This is a genomic window from Streptomyces longwoodensis (genome assembly GCF_001514125.1).
GTDB lineage: Bacteria > Actinomycetota > Actinomycetes > Streptomycetales > Streptomycetaceae > Streptomyces > Streptomyces longwoodensis.
Map to the genome: position 1 here is coordinate 27,261 of NZ_KQ948556.1, position 18,540 is coordinate 45,800.

Annotated in this window: 18 protein-coding genes; 12 read left to right on the forward strand and 6 right to left on the reverse strand. The window is 74.5% G+C overall.

Annotation, left to right across the window (positions count from 1 at the left end):
• Position 1: 1 nt before the first annotated feature.
• Complete coding sequence (locus tag AQJ30_RS21690) at positions 2-2,146, reverse strand: S9 family peptidase (RefSeq protein ID WP_067236658.1); 2,145 nt, start codon at positions 2,144-2,146, stop codon at positions 2-4.
• A gap of 185 nt (positions 2,147-2,331) precedes the next feature.
• Here AQJ30_RS21690 and AQJ30_RS21695 point away from each other — a divergent pair, with 185 nt between their 5' ends.
• The 8 genes from AQJ30_RS21695 (at position 2,332) to AQJ30_RS21730 (ending at position 10,042) form a co-directional block, all read left to right on the forward strand.
• The gene (locus tag AQJ30_RS21695) at positions 2,332-2,526 is read left to right on the forward strand and encodes a hypothetical protein (protein WP_067236661.1); all 195 of its coding nucleotides are present in this window, start codon (positions 2,332-2,334) and stop codon (positions 2,524-2,526) included.
• Between the two features lie 72 nt (positions 2,527-2,598).
• Entirely contained in the window at positions 2,599-3,465 is an 867-nt protein-coding gene (mshB, locus tag AQJ30_RS21700) for an N-acetyl-1-D-myo-inositol-2-amino-2-deoxy-alpha-D-glucopyranoside deacetylase (RefSeq protein ID WP_067236662.1), read from the forward strand.
• A complete protein-coding gene (locus AQJ30_RS21705; protein ID WP_067236665.1) occupies positions 3,462-3,872 on the forward strand; it encodes a DUF6113 family protein in 411 nt (136 codons plus the stop codon). The genes mshB and AQJ30_RS21705 overlap by 4 nt, the downstream gene beginning before the upstream one ends.
• 154 nt (positions 3,873-4,026) lie before the next feature.
• Positions 4,027-6,468, forward strand: a complete 2,442-nt coding sequence (locus AQJ30_RS21710) for a hypothetical protein (protein WP_067236668.1) — start codon at positions 4,027-4,029, stop codon at positions 6,466-6,468.
• A 97-nt stretch (positions 6,469-6,565) separates the two neighbouring features.
• Positions 6,566-7,537, forward strand: coding sequence for an ABC transporter ATP-binding protein (locus tag AQJ30_RS21715; protein WP_067236670.1), 972 nt, complete (start codon positions 6,566-6,568; stop codon positions 7,535-7,537).
• Entirely contained in the window at positions 7,534-8,274 is a 741-nt protein-coding gene (locus AQJ30_RS21720) for an ABC transporter permease (RefSeq protein WP_067236673.1), read from the forward strand. Before AQJ30_RS21715 ends, AQJ30_RS21720 begins: the two co-directional genes overlap by 4 nt.
• The gene (locus tag AQJ30_RS21725; protein ID WP_067236675.1) at positions 8,271-9,431 is read left to right on the forward strand and encodes a sensor histidine kinase; all 1,161 of its coding nucleotides are present in this window, start codon (positions 8,271-8,273) and stop codon (positions 9,429-9,431) included. The genes AQJ30_RS21720 and AQJ30_RS21725 overlap by 4 nt, the downstream gene beginning before the upstream one ends.
• Positions 9,428-10,042 (forward strand): response regulator transcription factor, encoded by a 615-nt coding sequence (locus AQJ30_RS21730; RefSeq protein WP_067236677.1) that lies wholly within the window; start codon positions 9,428-9,430, stop codon positions 10,040-10,042. Before AQJ30_RS21725 ends, AQJ30_RS21730 begins: the two co-directional genes overlap by 4 nt.
• A gap of 60 nt (positions 10,043-10,102) precedes the next feature.
• Here AQJ30_RS21730 and AQJ30_RS21735 read toward each other — a convergent pair whose 3' ends face one another.
• Together AQJ30_RS21735 and AQJ30_RS21740 are read right to left on the reverse strand one after the other, a co-directional pair.
• Positions 10,103-10,954, reverse strand: coding sequence for a transglutaminase-like and tetratricopeptide repeat-containing protein (locus AQJ30_RS21735; protein WP_067236680.1), 852 nt, complete (start codon positions 10,952-10,954; stop codon positions 10,103-10,105).
• Positions 10,941-11,948, reverse strand: a complete 1,008-nt coding sequence (locus AQJ30_RS21740) for a GNAT family N-acetyltransferase (protein WP_079084179.1) — start codon at positions 11,946-11,948, stop codon at positions 10,941-10,943. The genes AQJ30_RS21735 and AQJ30_RS21740 overlap by 14 nt, the downstream gene beginning before the upstream one ends.
• Positions 11,949-12,089: 141 nt before the next feature.
• On the opposite strand from AQJ30_RS21740, the gene fdxA reads away from it, so the two are divergent.
• Positions 12,090-12,410 (forward strand): ferredoxin, encoded by a 321-nt coding sequence (gene fdxA, locus AQJ30_RS21745; protein WP_067236684.1) that lies wholly within the window; start codon positions 12,090-12,092, stop codon positions 12,408-12,410.
• 147 nt (positions 12,411-12,557) lie between these two features.
• Complete coding sequence (locus AQJ30_RS21750; protein ID WP_067236687.1) at positions 12,558-13,658, forward strand: bifunctional succinyldiaminopimelate transaminase/glutamate-prephenate aminotransferase; 1,101 nt, start codon at positions 12,558-12,560, stop codon at positions 13,656-13,658.
• Between the two features lie 143 nt (positions 13,659-13,801).
• Here the strand turns inward: AQJ30_RS21750 and AQJ30_RS21755 are convergent, their stop codons facing one another.
• A complete protein-coding gene (locus AQJ30_RS21755) occupies positions 13,802-14,251 on the reverse strand; it encodes an ATP-binding protein (protein ID WP_067236688.1) in 450 nt (149 codons plus the stop codon).
• 302 nt (positions 14,252-14,553) lie between these two features.
• Positions 14,554-15,549 carry a VldE C-terminal domain-containing protein gene (locus AQJ30_RS21760; RefSeq protein ID WP_079084180.1) on the reverse strand — a complete coding sequence of 332 codons (996 nt, stop codon included), beginning with the start codon at positions 15,547-15,549 and terminating at the stop codon, positions 14,554-14,556.
• Between the two features lie 92 nt (positions 15,550-15,641).
• On the opposite strand from AQJ30_RS21760, the gene dapE reads away from it, so the two are divergent.
• Together dapE and AQJ30_RS21770 are read left to right on the forward strand one after the other, a co-directional pair.
• Positions 15,642-16,754, forward strand: a complete 1,113-nt coding sequence (dapE, locus tag AQJ30_RS21765; RefSeq protein ID WP_067236691.1) for a succinyl-diaminopimelate desuccinylase — start codon at positions 15,642-15,644, stop codon at positions 16,752-16,754.
• A gap of 91 nt (positions 16,755-16,845) precedes the next feature.
• The gene (locus tag AQJ30_RS21770) at positions 16,846-17,604 is read left to right on the forward strand and encodes an LOG family protein (protein ID WP_067236693.1); all 759 of its coding nucleotides are present in this window, start codon (positions 16,846-16,848) and stop codon (positions 17,602-17,604) included.
• Positions 17,605-17,661: 57 nt separating this feature from the next.
• On the opposite strand, the gene folP is transcribed toward AQJ30_RS21770, so the two are convergent.
• Positions 17,662-18,522: a dihydropteroate synthase gene (gene folP / locus AQJ30_RS21775; protein ID WP_067236696.1), complete on the reverse strand. Its 861-nt coding sequence runs from the start codon at positions 18,520-18,522 to the stop codon at positions 17,662-17,664.
• Positions 18,523-18,540: the final 18 nt, after the last annotated feature.

Sequence of the window (18,540 nt, forward strand, 5' to 3'; positions counted from 1 at the left end):
CTCAGCCCGCCGACAGGCCCAGCGCGCGCCTGAGGAAGTCCACCTGGAGCAGCAGCAGGTTCTCGGCGACCTGTTCCTGCGGGGTCATGTGGGTGACGCCGGACAGCGGGAGCACCTCGTGCGGGCGGCCCGCGGCGAGCAGGGCCGAGGACAGCCGCAGGGAGTGCGCGACCACCACGTTGTCGTCCGCCAGGCCGTGCACGATCATCAGCGGGCGGTGCGGCTCGGCCGCCTCGGACAGCCCGTCGTCGGTCACCAGCGAACTGCGCGCGTACGCCGCCGCGTCGGTGGCCGGGTCGCCCAGGTACCGCTCGGTGTAGTGGGTGTCGTACAGCCGCCAGTCGGTCACCGGGGCGCCCGCGACGCCGGCGTGGAAGACGTCGGGGCGGCGCAGGACCGCGAGGGCGGCCAGGTAACCGCCGTACGACCAGCCGCGAACGGCCACCCGGGAGAGGTCCAGAGGGTAGTGCTTCGCGAGGTCCTGGAGGGCCTCGACCTGGTCGTCCAGGGACACCGTGAAGTCGCGGTGCACCGCCTTCTCCCAGCCGGGGGAGCGGCCCGGGGTGCCCCGGCCGTCGGCGACGACCACCGCGAAGCCCTGGTCGGCGAACCACTGCGAGGTCAGGTGGGCGTTGTGCGCCGCGACGACGCGCGGGCCGTGGGGTCCGCCGTACGGGTCGAGCAGAACCGGCAGGGAGGTGTCACCGGGGTAGTCCGTAGGCATAAGCACGGCGCACGGGACGCGGCGTGCGCCCCCCTCGGTCAGCGTCACGCGCGGAGTGAGGCCGGGATCCACCGCTTGGGAGGCCACCGTGGCGACCGGCTCGCCGTCCCGCAGCACCCGCGCCCGGCTGCCGGGCCGGTCCAGCGTCGCCGACACCAGGACCGTGACCCGCCCGGAACGCACCGCCGCGTGCACGCCCGGCTCCTGCGACACGCGCTCCCAGCCGAGCTCGTTCACGCGGTACACGTGCACCTCGCCGGTCTCCGGCCGCTCCGCGTCCTGCCCGGCCGAGGCCGTGACCAGCACGTCGTCGGCGCCCACGTCCAGCACGGCGCGCACGTGCAACTGCGCACCGGTCAGCGGCCGTTCGCCCACCGCGAGGACCCGCGCGCCCCCCTCGTCGGCGATCCGCACCAGATTCCCCGAAGGGCTCCAGCAGGGCACCCCCGCGAAAAGATCAAGCCAAACTGGATCTTCGTCGGCGTGCACCATCCGGGTCGCCCCCGTGTCAGGGTCCACCGCCAGGTACAACTGGCTGCGCTGGTCACGCGCCTGCACGAGCAGCAGCGGCGCACCCGCCGCTGACCAGTGCACTCGCGCCAGGTACGGGTAGCGCTGCCGGTCCCAGACGACCTCCGTGCGCGCCCCGTCGAGCCCGACGACGAGCAGCCGCACGTCCGCGTTCGGGGTGCCCGCCGCCGGATACGGGACGTGCTGTGGGTCACGTTCCGGGTGGGCCGGGTCCGCGATCCACCACCGGCGCACCGGCGTGTCGTCCACCCGCGCCACCAGCAGCCGGTCGGACTGCGGGGACCACCAGAAGCCGCGCGAACGGTCCATCTCCTCGGCCGCGACGAACTCCGCCAGGCCGTAGGAGACCGTGCCGTCACCCGCCGGGCCGGCCTCCTCGTCCGGCCCCGCCAGCACCCGGTCGCCGTCCCCGTCGGCACCCACCACGCGCAGCGCGCCGCCGGAGACGTACGCCACGTGCCGCCCGTCGGGGGAGGGACGGGGGTCGATCACCGGGGCGGCGACGGGCAGTTCACGGGCCGTGCCGGCCCGCAGGTCGGCGGCGAACAGCCGCCCCGACAGGGCGAAGGAGGCCAGCTCCACGGCACTGTCGGTGGCGTACGCGACGATGCCGGCGCCCCCCTCGCGGCTGCGCTCGCGGCGCGCCCGCTCCTCGGCGGAGAGGTCCTCCGCGGCCCCGCCGAGCAGGGCGTACGGGTCGGCGGCCAGGCGCTCGGCGCCGTCCGCGGGGTCCAGGACCCACAGGGCGTTCGCCCGGTCCGTACCGGAGTGCGAGCGCAGGAACACGACACGGGAGCCGTCGGGGGCGACGGTGAACGAACGCGGCGCGCCGAGGGTGAAACGCTGGGTGCGGGCGTGCCGTCGGGGGAAGGAGTCGGACTCGGTCGTCATGCCCCGACCCTATTGGCCATGATTGGCCATGCGCCCCCTTGCGCGTCCGTGCGCCGACCGATGCGCGCGCACCCGTAGTTATGATCAATAGCGCTGCGTGGGTATGAACCTGCCGGCTGCTGTATGGATGTACAAGGTCCCTCGCTCTGTCCCCCACGTACCCGGGTTCTTGGAGGTGAGCCGCCGTGGCACTCTCGATTTCGGCGGTGGTGCTGCTGGCGATCATCGTCTTCTTGCTGGTCAAGAAGTCCGGCCTGAAGGGCGGTCACGCGGTCGTCTGCATCCTGCTCGGCTTCTACCTCGCCTCGTCGACGGTCGCGCCCACGATCAGCGACCTGACGACCAGCGTGGCCAGCATGATCGGCAGCATCAAGTTCTGACCCCGGCCGGCGGGCACGTCGTTCCGTCTGCCCCTGCGCGGCGGGAGCATGCCCGGCTCGTAGGGTGGCTCCATGACGGAACTGCCCGCGCGTCGTCTGCTGCTGGTGCACGCGCACCCGGACGACGAGTCGATCAACAACGGCGCGACCATGGCGCGGTACGCCGCCGAGGGTGCCCAGGTGACCCTGGTCACCTGCACCCTGGGCGAGCGCGGCGAGGTGATCCCGCCCGCGCTGCGGCACCTGACCGGTGCCGCGCTGGGGGAGCACCGGCTGGGTGAACTGACCGCCGCCCTGCGCGAACTCGGCGTCACCGACTCGGGCCTGCTGGGCGGCGCCGGGCGCTACGGCGACTCCGGGATGATGGGCCTGCCCGACAACGACGACCCCGGCTGCTTCTGGCAGGCCGACGTCGACACCGCCGCCGCCTCCCTCGCCGAGGTCGTCCTGCGCACCCGCCCCCAGGTCGTCGTCACCTACGACGACCACGGCGGCTACGGCCACCCCGACCACATCCAGGCCCACCGCGTCGCCATGCGCGCCGTCGAACTGGCCGCCGATGCCGGCTGGACCGTCCCCAAGGTCTACTGGAACCGCGTCCCCCGCTCCGTCGCCGAGGACGCCTTCGCCCGGCTGCGCGCGGACCTGCCCGGGCTCCCCTTCGACCGGGTGGCCGCCGTGGACGACCTCCCCGGCGTCGTCGACGACGACCGGATCACCACCGCGATCGACGGCACCGCGTACGCCGGGGCCAAGGCCGCCGCGATGCGCGCGCACGCGACCCAGATCGACGTCGCCCCCGACGCACCGTACTTCGCGCTCTCCAACGAGCTCGCCCAACCCCTGTTCACCACCGAGTACTACGAGCTGGTGCGCGGCGAGCGCCCCCGGGAGCGCGAGAGCGACCTCTTCGCCGGCGTCGAGGCGGTGGCCCGGTGACCGGCCGCGGTTCCCTGCTCGCCCAGCCCCTGCGGCCCCCCTCCGCCGGCCGGGCGGCCGGCTACCTGGGGCTGCTGCTGCTCGGCGCGGTCACCGGCGCCGCCGGTTCGCTGGTGCAGGCCGGGTGGTTCCCCGGCGGTCTGCTGCTCGCCCTCGCGGGCGCGGCCGGCCTGTTCCTCGGCGGCGCCCGGCTGGCCCGCAGCCGCGGCGGGGCCGTCGCCCCGGCGGCCGGCTGGATGGTCGCCGTCATCCTGCTCACCACCGCGCGGCCGGAAGGGGACTTCCTGTTCGGCGCGGGCGGCGGCTCCTACCTCTTCCTGCTCGGAGGCATGGCGCTGGCTGTGATCTGTGCCACCCTCGCCCCCCTGGGGCAACCGGCCGACCAGGACGTCCGACTTGGCAAGTGACGTACCACTTCGCCACCGCGTGGGCGTGCGTATCCGGTGATGGTTTCCCCGGCGGTCGTGGGATACACGCCAGAAGTGGCCAGTATGGTGGTGCGCGCCGCCGAGCTGCCCGTGAGGTCGTGGCGGGCGGCGGAGCCAATCTGGAGAACCTGCCTTGAGTCGTGAAACTGACACTCCGTCCTCCGGGCCCAACGGGCGCGGCGGAGCCGCATACCCCTCGGGTACGCCGCCGTACGGGACCCCCGTGGTCCCCGCCGGCGGTACGGACGCGGGGCGCTCGGCGACGCAGCCGGAGGAACGCAAGACCGAGACCACGCTGACGACCCGGATCCGCATCAACATCCCCGGATCCCGGCCGATTCCGCCGGTCGTCGTGCGCAAGCCCGTCACGGAGGCGGAGGCCACGGCGGAGGACACCGTCGCCCAGGCGCAGCCCGCGCCCGCCACGGCTCCCGCCGGCCAGGACCGGCCCGCCCCGCAGGCACCGGCGCCTGCCGAGGGCGCCCCGGCGGGCGAGGAGAAGACCAGCGACTGGTTCGCCCCCCGCAAGTCGGCCCCCGCCAAGGGCGGTCCGGGCGGTGCCGCGGCCAACGGCGCCGGGACGCCGGGCGGTTCGCCCGCCGGCTCCGGCACGGCCGCGACGGGGCCGGGCGCGGGCAGCGGCGCACCCACCGGTGCGGCTCCTGGTGCCCCCGCGGCGCCGGGCGGTCCCGGCGCGTCCACGCGGCCCGGTGCCGGACGGCCGGGTGGCGTGGTCGGCTCCATGGCAGCACCGGGCGCGCCGCGCCCCGGCGCCACCAACGGCGCGGGCCTGCCCGGCGCCACCGGCGGCCCCGTGGCTCCCGGGCACGGCGGTGGCACCGGCTCCTTCGACGTCACCGAGGCGCTCAACGCCGCCGCGCAGAACGGCCCCCGCCCCGGCCAGGACGGCGGCGAGGCACGCCCGGACGGGCTGCCGTACTTCGCCGACGGCACCGCGCAGGGCGGCGCACCGGGCGGACAGCCGCCGCAGGGCGGCCCGTTCGCCGACGCCGCCGGGCAGGGCTTCGGCGCCCCGGACGGCGTCCAGGGCGTCCAGGGCACCCAGGGCACCCAGGGCGGTCCGACCGGCCCGAACGGCCAGGGCGGCCCCCAGGGCCAGGGCCCGCACGGCTACGAGAACTTCAGCGACTACGGCGACCAGGGCAGCCCCTACGGCACCGGCCCGGCCGGTCCCACCACCGGCCCCATGACCGGCCCCATGAACGGCGACGCCACGGCTGCGCTGCCGGTCGTCGGCGGCCCGCACGGCGCCGGCGTGCCCGGCGCCCCCGGTGCCGGCCCGAACGGCGCGCACGGCCTCGCGGGCCCCGGCACCCACCCCGGCGCCCCGGCCGCCCCCGGCGCCCGGCTGCCCGGCGGCGGGCTGAGCGACGACACGGCGGTCCTCACCCCGCAGAAGCCGGCCGACCCCGGCGCCACCGGCAGCTTCCCGCGCCCCGACAACGTCTCCGGCCAGACCGTCACCAGCGGCATCCCGGTCGTGCCCCCGGCCGACCGCAACGGTCCCTTCCCGCCCGGCGGGTCCGCCGACGGGCCGGTGCCGCACACCCCGTCGCAGCGCACCGAGCCGTCCGCGCAGGGCAAGTCCGCGCCCGCGGCGAAGAAGGCGAAGAAGAAGGGCCGCAGCAAGCTGGTCCTGCTCGGCGGGCTGGTCGTGCTCGCGGCGGTCGGCGCCTATGGCGCGGGCCTGCTGATGAACCACTCCGACGTGCCCAAGGGCACCACCGTGCTGGGCGTCGACATCGGCGGCGGCACCCGCGACGACGCCGTCAAGAAGCTCGGCGACGCCTTCGACCAGCGGGTCAACCAGGCGCTGAAGCTGTCCGTCGACGGGCAGACGGTCACCCTCAAGCCGGACCAGGCCGGCCTCCAGTTCGACCTGCAGGCCACGGTGGACGACGCGGCCCGCAGCGACTACAACCCGGTCTCGGTGATCGGCACGCTGTTCGGCCAGAAGCGCGAGGTCGAGCCCGAGATGCCGGTCGACGAGGAGAAGCTCGACGCGGCCCTGGAGACCGCCGCGGGCGGCGCGGGCAGCGCGAGCGACGGCACGATCAGGTTCGAGTCGGGCAAGGCCGTCCCGGTCTACGGCAAGGCCGGCCAGGGCATCGACACCACGCGGGCCGCCTCGGCGGTCGAGGAGGCCTACCGCACCCAGGTGGAGACCGGCGCCCCCACCACCGTGCGGGTCCCGACCACCAGCAAGCAGCCGACGGTGTCCAACGCCGAGGTCGACCGCATGATGAAGGAGTTCGCCGAGCCGGCCATGTCCGCGAAGGTCACGGTCAAGAGCGGCTCGCACGAGATCGCCTTCAGCCCCGAGAAGTCCCTGTGGAAGTTCCTCCGGGTCAAGGCGGTCAACGGCAAGCTCGTCGACAGCTACGACGAGGCCGCCCTGAAGGAGCTGTACGGCAGCACCTTCGACGGCGTGCTCGTCACCCGGGGCACCGGGCAGAAGACGCCCGTCACGGTCCAGGACGTGATCAGCGCCCTGCGCCCGGCACTGAAGAGCACCACGAACCGGGTCGCGGTCATCGAGACCGACCCCAGCTGATCCGGTCCGTCCGCTGATCGCCGCATGACATCCGTCATGCGGCGATCAGGACCGCCGACACTGCCGCGACACCGTCCCGCCCGGCCACGATGGCCGCATGACGACGACACAGGCGACCACAGCGGCCGCGGGGGACACGGCACGGCCCGCGGTCGCCTTCGACCAGGTGACGAAGCACTACGGCGACGTACGCGCCGTCGACGGACTGAGCCTCACCCTGCACCCCGGGGAGACCGTGGCGCTGCTCGGCCCGAACGGCGCCGGCAAGTCCACCACCCTCGACCTGCTGCTCGGGCTGCGCCCCGCCGACACCGGCACGGTGCGCGTCTTCGGCACCAGCCCCCGCGAGGCGATCGTCGCCGGGCGGGTGGGCGCCATGCTGCAGAGCGGCGGGCTGATGGACGAGGTGACGGTCGGCGAACTGGTCCGGCTCGCCTGCGCCCTGCACCCGCGGCCCCACCCGGTGTCCGACGTCCTCGCCCGGGCCGGCGTCGCGCAGATCGCCGACCGCAAGGTCGACAAGCTCTCCGGCGGCCAGGCGCAGCGGGTCCGCTTCGCGCTCGCCACCGCGGGGGACAGCGACTTGATCGTCCTGGACGAGCCGACCACCGGCATGGACGTGACCACCCGCCAGGCGTTCTGGGCCACGATGCGCGAACAGGCCGAGCAGGGCCGCACGGTGCTGTTCGCGACCCACTACCTGGAGGAGGCCGACGCGGTCGCCGACCGGGTGCTGGTGCTGCACCGGGGCCGGCTGCTCGCCGACGGCACCGCCGCCGAGATCAAGGCCAAGGCGGGCGCGCGCCGCGTCTCCTTCGACCTGGAGGGCGCCGTCGACGAGGCCACCCTGCGCGACCTGCCGTTCCTGACCTCCCTGACCGTGTCCCACGCCGGCCCCGCCGCGGCCCCCGGCCACCACACGGTCCGCATCCAGTCCTCCGACGCCGACGCGACCGTCCACGCCCTCTACGGCCTCGGCCTCTACCCCCGCAACCTCGAGGTCGCCGGGCTCGGTCTGGAGCAGGCCTTCGTCGCCATCACCGCCGCCGAGGAGGCGAAGCAGAAGTGAACAGCCTGATCAAGCTGGAACTGACCCGCGCCCTGCGCAACCGCAAGTTCCTGTTCTTCTCGGTGATCTACCCGTCCGTGCTGTTCCTGCTGATCGCGGGCAGCGCCGACGCCACGGAGAAGATCGACGGGACGGGCCTGACCCTGCCGACCTACATGATGGTCTCCATGGCCTCCTTCGGCGCCCTGACGGCCGTCCTGATGGGCAACAGCGAGCGCATCGCCAAGGAGCGCGAGAGCGGCTGGGTGCGGCAGCTGCGGCTGACCACCCTGCCGGGCCGCGGCTACGTCCTCGCGAAGACCGCGAGCGCGGCCGTGGTGAGCCTGCCGTCCATCGTGGTGGTGTTCGCGGTCGCCGCGACCGTCAAGGACGTACGGCTGGACGCCTGGCAGTGGCTCGCGCTCACCGGGTCGATCTGGGCGGGCAGCCTGGTGTTCGCCGCGCTGGGCGTGGCGCTCGGCTACCTCGCCGGCGGCGACGCGGTCCGCCCGATCACCATGATCACCTACTTCGGCCTGTCCATCCTGGGCGGCCTGTGGATGCCCACCACCACCTTCCCGGGCTGGCTCCAGGACATCGCCAGGTGGGTGCCCACGCACGCGTACGCTGCCCTGGGGCAGGCCATCGAACAGAGCCGGGCCCCGCACATGACGGACATCGCCCTCCTCGCCGTGTTCTTCGTCCTGTTCACGGGCGGCGCGGCCTGGCTGTACCGGAAGGACACGCTGAAGGCGTGAGCGGCATCGGCATCGGGCAGCGCCCCCGCAACCACAGGCAGCGCATGATGAAGCTGCTGTGGACGGGCATCTGGCTCGCCTACCTCAGCGCACCCGTGGGCGACCTGCTGCACGGCGGTCACTCCGACCCGGTCCGCGTGCTCGGCGCACTGGGCCTGCTGGCCTTCGTGGCCTGGTACTTCGCGCTGGTGTTCCGCGCGGGGCGCGGGGAGACCAACACGGTGGTGCTGGCCTCGCTGGCCGTCCTCGCCGCCCAGTCCGCCCTGCTCAGCCTCACCCTGGGCCGGGAGTGGCTGGTGCTGTTCGTGTACGTCTCCGTGGCCTCCGGCGCCGCCCTGCCGATGCGGTACGCGCGCTGGACCGTGCCCGGCACCTCCCTGCTGCTGACCGGGCTCGCCCTGGTCGTGCCCGACGGCACGGAGTACCTGGCCGGGCTGCTGCTGCCGGCGCTGCTGGCCGGGTTCTCCATGACCGGCGTGCGCGAACTGATCCGGACCACGATCGAGTTGCGCGAGGCCCGCGCGACCGTCGCCTACCTCGCCGCCAACGAGGAGCGGCTGCGGCTGGCCCGGGACCTGCACGACCTGCTGGGCCACTCCCTGTCGCTGATCACGCTCAAGAGCGAGCTGGCGGGCCGGATGCTCCCCGACCACCCCGACAGGGCGGCCCAGCAGGTCGCCGACATCGAACAGGTCAGCCGGCAGGCCCTGGTGGACGTGCGCGAGGCCGTGACCGGCTACCGGCGCGCCCGCCTCGCCGCCGAACTCGCCGGTGCGCAGGTCGCCCTGACCGCGGCCGGGGTCACCGCAGAACTTCCCGTCGAACCCGACCTCGACGGCGTCCCCGAGGACAGCGAGGCCGCCCTGGCCTGGGCGCTGCGCGAGGCCGTCACCAACGTCGTACGGCACAGCGGGGCCCGCCGCTGCGTGGTCGGACTGGTCCGGCGCCAGACCCTGGACGGGCCGGTGCTGGAGCTGTCCGTCGAGGACGACGGCTCCGGGGGCTCCGGCACCGGGCCCGGGAACGGCCTCACGGGCCTCACCGAGCGCCTGGAGAAGGCGGGCGGCACCCTGGAGGCGGGCGGGACCCGGAAGGGCTTCCGGGTCGTCGCCCGCGTCCCGGCGGGCAGTCCGGCGCGCGTAGGATCCGCCCCATGACGCGCACGATCAAGGTCCTGCTGGCGGAGGACCAGTCGATGGTCCGCGAGGCGCTCGCCGCGCTGCTCGGCCTGGAGGACGACATCGAGGTGGTCGCCCAGGTGGCCCGCGGTGACGAGGTCCTCGCGGTGGCGCGGGAGCACGACCTGGACGTGGCCCTGCTGGACATCGAGATGCCGGGCGCGACGGGCATCGAGGCGGCGGCGCAACTGCACCGCGCGTTCCCCTCGTTGAAGCTGGTCGTGCTCACCACCTTCGGCCGCCCCGGCTACCTGCGCAGCGCGATGGAGTCCGGCGCCGACGCCTTCCTGGTCAAGGACGCCCCCGCCGCCGAACTCGCGCAGGCCGTGCGCAAGGTGCTGGCCGGCGAACGCGTCATCGACCCCACCCTGGCCGCGGCCGCCCTCGCCGAGGGCGCCAACCCGCTGACCGACCGCGAGCGCGAGGTGCTGCGCGCGGCGGCGGACGGCTCCACCAACGCCGAACTGGCCGCGTCCCTGCACCTGTCCCAGGGCACGGTCCGCAACTACCTGTCCACGGCGATCCAGAAGCTCGCGGCCCGCAACCGGGCGGAGGCGGTCCGGATAGCGCGGGAGAAGGGCTGGCTGTAGCCGGCCGCACGAGCGCCGAAGCGTCGACATGGTGCGCGGGCGGGGGCGTCGGCCCGCCGCTCAGTTCATCAGCGCCCGCGCCGCCAGCGCCTCCGTCCGCACCCGGTCCGCCAGGCCCTCGTCCACCACCTCGACCAGCTGCGCGTACTCCTCCATCTCCTCGGCGCCCGTGACGAAGGCGCCCCGCTGCACCAGCAACTGCCCCCGCTCGTACCGCAGCCGGGCCGGGTGCGACGGCACCAGCAGCGCCAGCTCCACCGCCCACAGCGCCACGTCCGAGCGCTCGGGCCGGGCCGCCGCCCACGCCCGGATGTTGTTCAGCACCCGCAGCACCACCTCCAGCGGTGCGGCGGGCACCAGCATCGACGGCTCCAGCGGCGCCCCCGTCGCCCCGACCACCAGCACGTCCGCGTCCGCCCCGGACAGCACCCGGCCCCCGTCGAACGGGTCGGCCAGCACCTGCTCCTCCCGCGGTCCGAACCCCACGACGAAGTGGCCGGGCAGCGCGACCCCGTACACCGGGGCCCCGGCCCGCCGGGCGACCTCCAGCCACACCACCGACAGCAGGATCGGCAGCCCCCGCCGCCGCAGCAGCACCGAGTGCAGCAGCGACGACTCCAGCCGCTGGTAGTCCGCGGCGGTACCCCGGTACCCGTACCGCTCGCCGAGCAGGTTCCGCAGGGCCACCGCCCAGGAACGCGGATCGCCCGGCCGGAACGGCACCTCACCGGCCAGCCGGTCCAGCTCCAGTTGGGCCGCGTCCAGGCCGGCCTCGTCCAGCGTCCCGTCGGCCTGCGCGCCGATCAGCAGGCACAGCACGGACAGGTCGGGCCGCTCGGCGCGCGCCTCCTCGGCGAACCGGCGCCGCAGCTCCGCGGCGCGCTCGGGCGACGGCGGCTCAGGGGAGTGCATGACCGGGCTCCCGGTAGTGGTGGTAGGCGTGGTGCGCGGCGAAGCCGGTCCGGGCGTACAGTGCCCGCGCCCCGGCGTTGTCCGTCTCGACCTGGAGCCAGGCCGCCGAGGCGCCCTCCTGGAGGGCCCGCCCGGCCAGCGCGGCCATCACCGCCGTGGCCAGTCCGCGGCGCCGCTGCGCGGGGTCGACCTCGACCGCGGCGAACCCGGCCCACCGACCGTCCACGACGCACCGCCCGATCGCGGCCGGCGCGGCGCCCTGGGCGCCCGGCACCGAGGCGAACCACACCGACGGCCCGCCGCTCAGCACCCGCAGGGCCACCTCGCTCACCCCCTTGCGCCCGTAGCGCGACAGCCAGGCCTCGTCGGCCGTCCGGGACAGCACGACACCCCCAGCGTCGCCCGTGTCGGCCACCGGTGCCAGGGCCCCGACCCACAGTTCGGCCGTCACCTCGCGCACCCACCCGCGCCGCTCCAGCTCCGCGCACAGCAGCTCCTGGGTGCCCTCGGCGCCGGTCGCGGTCTGCACGTGGGCGGGCAGCCCGCGCGCGCCGTACCACCGCCGCACGGCGTCCAGCGCCTCGTCCAGCGGCACACCGGGGTCACCCAGCGGCAGCACCGAGTTGGCCCGCCTGGTGAACCCGGAGGCGGCCCGCAGCTCCCACTCGCCGAGCCGCTCGCGCTCCACGGGCGGCCAGGCGCGCGCGGAGACCCGCGCCAGCTCCTCGTACGAGGCGGCCGGCCCGCGGCGACGCGCCGGGGCGGCCGGGACGACCTTCCCGGCGACCAGCGAGCGTTCCGGCACGCGGACCACTTCCCCGTCCCGGCGTGTGATCACCAGCACACCGTTGTCCCATGATGTGAGAACACCCACCGTGTCGGTGAATTTCGCGTCATCGGCGCCCCCGTCGTCCAGTCGCCGAACGGAGACACGTTTGCCCACGTCAGCGGCGGTGATGCGGACTTCGAGGCGCCCGGCGGCCGAGATTTCCACAGGTCGGTCCACCCCTCCTGTTCGGATCATGCCCAGGAACGGAGATACTAGGGGCGGGCATCGACGACGCCGCGCTCCCGCGCGCCAGGCGGCGGAGCCTGTGGGAGGCCCGCCAGCGCCCTATCGAGGAGGAACGACAGCGTGACCTACGTCATCGCGCAGCCTTGTGTCGACGTCAAGGACAAGGCGTGCATCGAGGAGTGCCCGGTCGACTGCATCTACGAGGGCCAGCGGTCCTTGTACATCCACCCGGACGAATGCGTCGACTGCGGTGCCTGTGAGCCGGTCTGCCCGGTCGAGGCGATCTTCTACGAGGACGACGTGCCGGAGGAGTGGAAGGACTACTACAAGGCGAACGTCGAGTTCTTCGACGACCTCGGCTCCCCGGGCGGCGCCAGCAAGCTCGGACTGATCGAGCGGGACCACCCGTTCGTCGCCGCGCTGCCGCCCCAGGCCGAGTAACACCGCGTCAGCGGTCCGCATCCGGCGCCGCCTCGGTCCCGTACGGCCTGATCCTCCGCGATCACCCGCCGCACGGGACCGAGGCGTTTGCCGTACCGGCGCCGTAGCGGCGGCGCACCGGCCGTACCAGAAAGTGAGCCAGATCCCGTGTCCGCAGTCTCCGACCGCCTCCCGGCCTTCCCCTGGGACAAGCTCGAGCCCTACAAGAGGAAGGCCGCCGCGCACCACGACGGCATCGTCGACCTCTCCGTCGGCACGCCCGTCGACCCGGTCCCCGACCTGATCCAGAAGGCGCTGGTCGACGCCGCGGACTCCCCGGGCTACCCGACGGTCTGGGGCACCCCGGCGCTGCGCGACGCGATCACGGGCTGGGCGGAGCGCCGCCTGGGCGCCCGGGACCTCACCCACCGGCACGTACTGCCCGTCGTGGGCTCCAAGGAACTGGTCGCCTGGCTCCCGACCCAGCTGGGCCTCGGCCCCGGTGACACGGTCGCCTACCCGCGGCTGGCCTACCCGACGTACGAGGTCGGCGCACGGCTGGCCCGCGCGGGGTACGTGGCCTACGACGAGCCGACCGGGCTCGACCCGGCCGGGCTGAAGCTGCTGTGGCTCAACTCGCCGTCCAACCCCACGGGCCGGGTGCTGGGCAAGGAAGAGCTGACCCGGACGGTGGCCTGGGCCCGGGAGCACGGGGTGCTGGTGGTCGCCGACGAGTGCTACATCGAGCTGGGCTGGGAGACCGACCCGGCCTCCGTCCTGCACCCCGACGTCAACGGCGGCTCCCTCGACGGCCTCGTGGCCGTCCACTCGCTCTCCAAGCGCTCGAACCTGGCCGGCTACCGGGCCGCGTTCCTGGTGGGCGACCCGGCCGTGCTCGGTCCGCTGCTGGAGATCCGCAAGCACGGCGGCATGATGACCTCGGCGCCCACCCAGGCGGCCGTCGTCGCGGCCCTGTCCGACGACACCCACGTGCACGAGCAGCGCGAGCGCTACGCCGCCCGCCGCACCGCCCTGCGCGAGGCGCTCCTGGCCCACGGCTTCCGCATCGAGCACAGCGAGGCCAGCCTCTACCTGTGGGCCACCCGGGACGAGTCCTGCTGGGACACGGTCGACCACCTCGCGGACCTGGGCATCCTCGTGGCCCCGGGCGACTTCTACGGCCCGGCGGGCGAGCGGTTCGTCCGCGTGGCCCTGACGGCTACGGACGAGCGGGTCGGCGCCGCCACCGCCCGCCTGGTCGGGCGGTAGGGGGTGTCTCGTCGATCAGGCCGCGAGCCCGGCCTGATCGACGAGCACCCCCTAGGACGCGCGGCCCGGCGGCAGGATGCGCGACGGGGCCCGGGGGAGACGTCGTCCCCCGGGCCCCGTCGCGCGTCAGCGGCCGGCGCGGATCAGCCGAGCGGCAGGCCCTGCACCGGCAGCGTGCCCGCGCCGGGCAGCCCGCCGTGGGTGAGGGCGTCGGTGGGCAGACCGCCCTTGGTGGCGCCGGACGCGGTGTCGCCGAGGACCTCGCCCGCGGACCCGGCGGCTTCACCGGCCGCCTTCTGCGCGGCCGGGGCCGCCTTCTTCACGGCCTTGCCGCCCGTCTTGCCGACGGCCGGCACCGCCTGCTTCACGGCCTTGCTGCCGGTCTCGCCGGCGAGCCCGGTGACGTTCTGCGCCGCTCCGTCCACCGTGTTGCCGGCGCTCGCCGCGTCCAGCGCGGTCAGCCCGCCCAGGTTCGGCGTCGCGGGCAGGTCCGGCGCCGCACTGGCGGAACCGGCCGCACCGACCCCGGCGGCCGCTCCCGCAGCGACGAGCAGCGCGGCACGGGCGATCCGGCGGGTCAGGGGGAGGGACATAGTGCTCCTTCGACGGGAGAAAACGGTGAGTCGTGCGCCGTGACTACCGCTCGACGCCCCGCGAAGGTTGCGGACGGGCGACGTAAAGAGTTGGCAATGCGTCGCATTATCGCCTGCGGATAAAAAGGGGCAAAGGGCATCCGGTGTGAAAGTCCGCCGAGCCCCTGCGGCCCTTTGCCCGCAAGGGTTTCGGGGTTTACGGGTGCCCGGCCGGGAAAAGCTCCGCGGGAGTGCTGGTAAAACGCCGGCCGACACCCCGGAGGGGGACGGTCCGCACGCCTGCACGGGTCCTCGGACGCGCCCTATTCGCCGGTGACGATCCGCACCGAGTCGGCGCCCGAGCCCCGCGCCCCGCCGGTCCCGCTCGCCTCGTTGCCCCCGGTCGTGCGCCACCGGCTGTCGGTGTTCCCGGCGACCCACTCCCGCCCGGCGTACGACACCCGCTCGATGTGCAGCGCCGAGGCGTTGGCCACCGCCCAGTGGGCCAACTGCCAGCCCCGCTCCCGGACGCCGCGCCCGTCGCCGCCGGCCGCGGTCACCGGCAGGGTCACCGTCCGCCCCCCGCCGTGCGCGCGGGGCCCGTCCGCCCGGGCCGAGGGCGCAGCGGACACGTCCCCGGCCGGGTCGACCTCGGCGCCCGCCTGCTGGATCACCGCGCGCCCGAAGTCCCGCACGAGTGCGGCGCGTACCGCGTCGGGGCCGGTGGCCGTCGTCGTCCCCGGGCGGCCCGCGCAGGTCAGGCTGGCCGCCGACCGCCCGGTGAGCGCGGCGGCCAGCAGCGTGGCGTCCGGCTCGTGCTTGGCGTACGCCTCCGGGAAGCCGCTGCGCTGCACGCGCTGCGCGGCGACGGTCAGGGGCAGCCCGGTGTAGTCCGGCACCTTCGCCAGGTGCGCGTAGAAGACGTTCGCCGCGTACGCCGGGTCGGTGACCTGCCGCGCGGTGCCCCAGCCCTGCGAGGGCCGCTGCTGGAACAGGCCGAGCGAATCCCGGTCGCCGTGCGCGAGGTTGCGCAGGCCCGACTCCTGCAGGGCGGTGGCGAGCGCGATGGTCACGGCCCGCTCTGGCATGCCCCGGTCGGTGCCGACGGCGGAGATCGTGGCCGCGTTCACCGCCTGCTCCGGGGTGAACTCGTACGACGCGTTCCCGCTGTTCGAAACGACTCTGCACCCGGGTGCGCCGGTACCGGCGGTGACGTACTGCACCACGAGGTACCCCGCGACGGCGAGCAGGACGACCAGGCCCGCCCCGAAGCGGAGGGGGCGGCCACGACGCTGGGAGGAGGGGGACGGCGCTGGCACGCGTACAAGGTACTGGAGAGTAAGGGGAAGGAGGAGTCCCCGGAGGCGGGTGGGACGGCACGGCGGGCGCCCCGCGCGTTAGGGTCGGCGGCATGGCCGACACCCCGCTTGACCTCACGCTGGACGCCGCCGCCCTCACCGCGCGGCTCGTCGACTTCCCGTCGGAGAGCGGCACCGAGAAGCCGCTCGCGGACGCGATCGAGACCGCCCTGCGCGCCCTGCCGCACCTCACGGTCGACCGGTACGGCAACAACGTCGTCGCCCGCACCACGCTGGGGCGGGCGCAGCGGGTCATCCTCGCCGGCCACATCGACACCGTCCCCATCGCGGACAACGTCCCCTCGCGGCTCGACGAGGACGGCGTCCTGTGGGGCTGCGGCACCTGCGACATGAAGTCCGGCGTCGCCGTCCAGCTGCGCATCGCGGCCACCGTCCCCGCCCCCGACCGCGACCTGACCTTCGTCTTCTACGACAACGAGGAGGTCGCCGCCGAGCTGAACGGCCTGCGGCACGTCGCCGAGGCCCGCCCCGAGTGGCTGGCCGGCGACTTCGCGGTGCTCCTCGAACCCTCCGACGGCCAGGTGGAGGGCGGCTGCCAGGGCACCCTGCGGGTCAAGCTGCGCACCCAGGGCGAGCGCGCCCACTCCGCGCGCGGCTGGATGGGCTCCAACGCCGTCCACGCCGCCGCCCCGATCCTCGCCCGCCTCGCCTCCTACGAGCCGCGCCGGCCCGTCATCGACGGCCTGGAGTACCGCGAGGGCCTCAACGCCGTCGGCATCTCCGGCGGCGTGGCCGGCAACGTCATCCCGGACGAGTGCGTCGTCACCGTCAACTTCCGCTACGCGCCCGACCGCAGCGAGGAGGAGGCCGTCCGGCACGTGCGCGAGGTGTTCGCCGACTGCGGCGTCGAGGAGTTCACCGTCGACGACCACAGCCCCGGCGCGCTGCCCGGCCTGTCCCACCCGGCCGCGGCCGCGTTCATCGAGGCCGTCGGCGGCACCCCGCAGCCCAAGTTCGGCTGGACGGACGTCTCCCGCTTCTCCGCGCTCGGCGTCCCGGCGGTCAACTACGGTCCCGGCAACCCGCACCTGGCGCACAAGCGGGACGAACGCGTCGACACGGCGAAGATCCTCGCCGCGGAGGAGCGCCTGCGGCACTGGCTGACCGGGGCCCGGGCCCGACACGCCGAAGTCCCCCGCCCGTAACCCGGCGCGATCTACGCTGAGGCGGAACAGCCTTCCCCGCCCGTCGGCCCCACCGAAGGGCGGGGAGACCCCGAGAGCGGAGGGAGCGGACATGCCTACCGGCAATCCCGAGGGGAAGAAGCAGCCGCCGGACGAGCAGCGCCTCGGACCGGTCCTCCGACGGCGGAGCCAGGTGACCGCCAGTACGACGGACCAGCGGCTGCTGGACGAGCGCGCCCCCACCGACTGGGTGCACACCGACCCCTGGCGCGTGCTGCGCATCCAGTCGGAGTTCATCGAGGGCTTCGGCACGCTCGCCGAACTCCCGCCCGCGATCAGCGTCTTCGGCTCCGCCCGGACCCCGGCCGACTCACCGGAGTACGAGGCCGGCGTCCGTCTCGGCCGGGGGCTGGTCGAGGCGGGCTGGGCCGTGATCACCGGCGGCGGCCCCGGCGCCATGGAGGCCGCCAACAAGGGCGCCTCCGAGGCCGGCGGCACCTCCGTGGGCCTCGGCATCGAGCTCCCCTTCGAGCAGGGCCTCAACCCCTACGTCGACATCGGGCTCAACTTCCGCTACTTCTTCGTGCGCAAGATGATGTTCGTCAAGTACGCGCAGGGCTTCGTGGTCCTGCCCGGCGGACTCGGCACGCTCGACGAGCTCTTCGAGGCGCTGACCCTGGTCCAGACCCAGAAGGTCACCCGCTTCCCGATCGTGCTGTTCGGCAGCGCCTACTGGGGCGGGCTGGTGGACTGGCTGAAGAACACCCTGGTCGCCCAGGGCAAGGCCTCGGACAAGGACCTGCTGCTCTTCCACGTCACGGACGACGTGGAGGAGGCGGTGGCCCTGGTCTCGAAGGAGGCGGGCCGCTAGGTCTTTCGGACCACCCCGGCGTCACGGGGTCGGCGCTCGTCCCCGTCGCGGCCCGGATCAGGCCAGGCCGCGGCGGGCCACGGCGGGTGCGCGGTGGCCCGCGATCGACGCCACCATGTCCAGCACCTGCCGGGTCTCGGCGACCTCGTGCACCCGGTACACCTGCGCGCCGAGCCAGGCCGACACCGCCGTGGTCGCCAGCGTCCCGATCACCCGCTCCTTCACCGGCCGGTCCAGCGTCTCCCCGACGAAGTCCTTGTTGGACAGCGACACCAGCACCGGCCAGCCGGTCTCCACCATCTCGCCGAGCCGACGCGTCGCCTCCAGGCTGTGCCGGGTGTTCTTCCCGAAGTCGTGCCCGGGGTCGATCAGCACGGACTCCCGCGGCACCCCGAGGGCCACCGCCCGCTCCGCCAGCCCCACGGTCACCCGCAGCACGTCGGCCATGACGTCCTCGTACGTCACCCGGTGCGGCCGGGTCCGCGGCTGCGCGCCGCCCGCGTGCGTGCACACCAGCCCCACCCCGTGGCGCGCGGCGACCTCGGCGAGGCCCGGGTCCACCCCGCCCCACGCGTCGTTCAGCAGGTCGGCCCCGGCCGCGCAGACCGCCTCGCCGACCGACGCCCGCCAGGTGTCCACGCTGATCACCACGTCCGGGAACCTGCGCCGCACCTCCGCCACGAAGCCGACCGTGCGTCGCGCCTCCTCCTCGGCGGAGACCTCCTCGCCCGGCCCCGCCTTCACCCCGCCGATGTCGATGATCGCCGCGCCCTCCGCCACGGCCTGCTCCACGCGCGCGAGGGCCGGCTCGTCGTGGAACGTGGCACCCCGGTCGTAGAAGGAGTCCGGCGTCCGGTTCACGATGGCCATGACGACCGGCTCGTGGGTGCCGAATTCCCGCCTGCCCAGCCTGAGCATCCGCTGTGACCCCTCCCG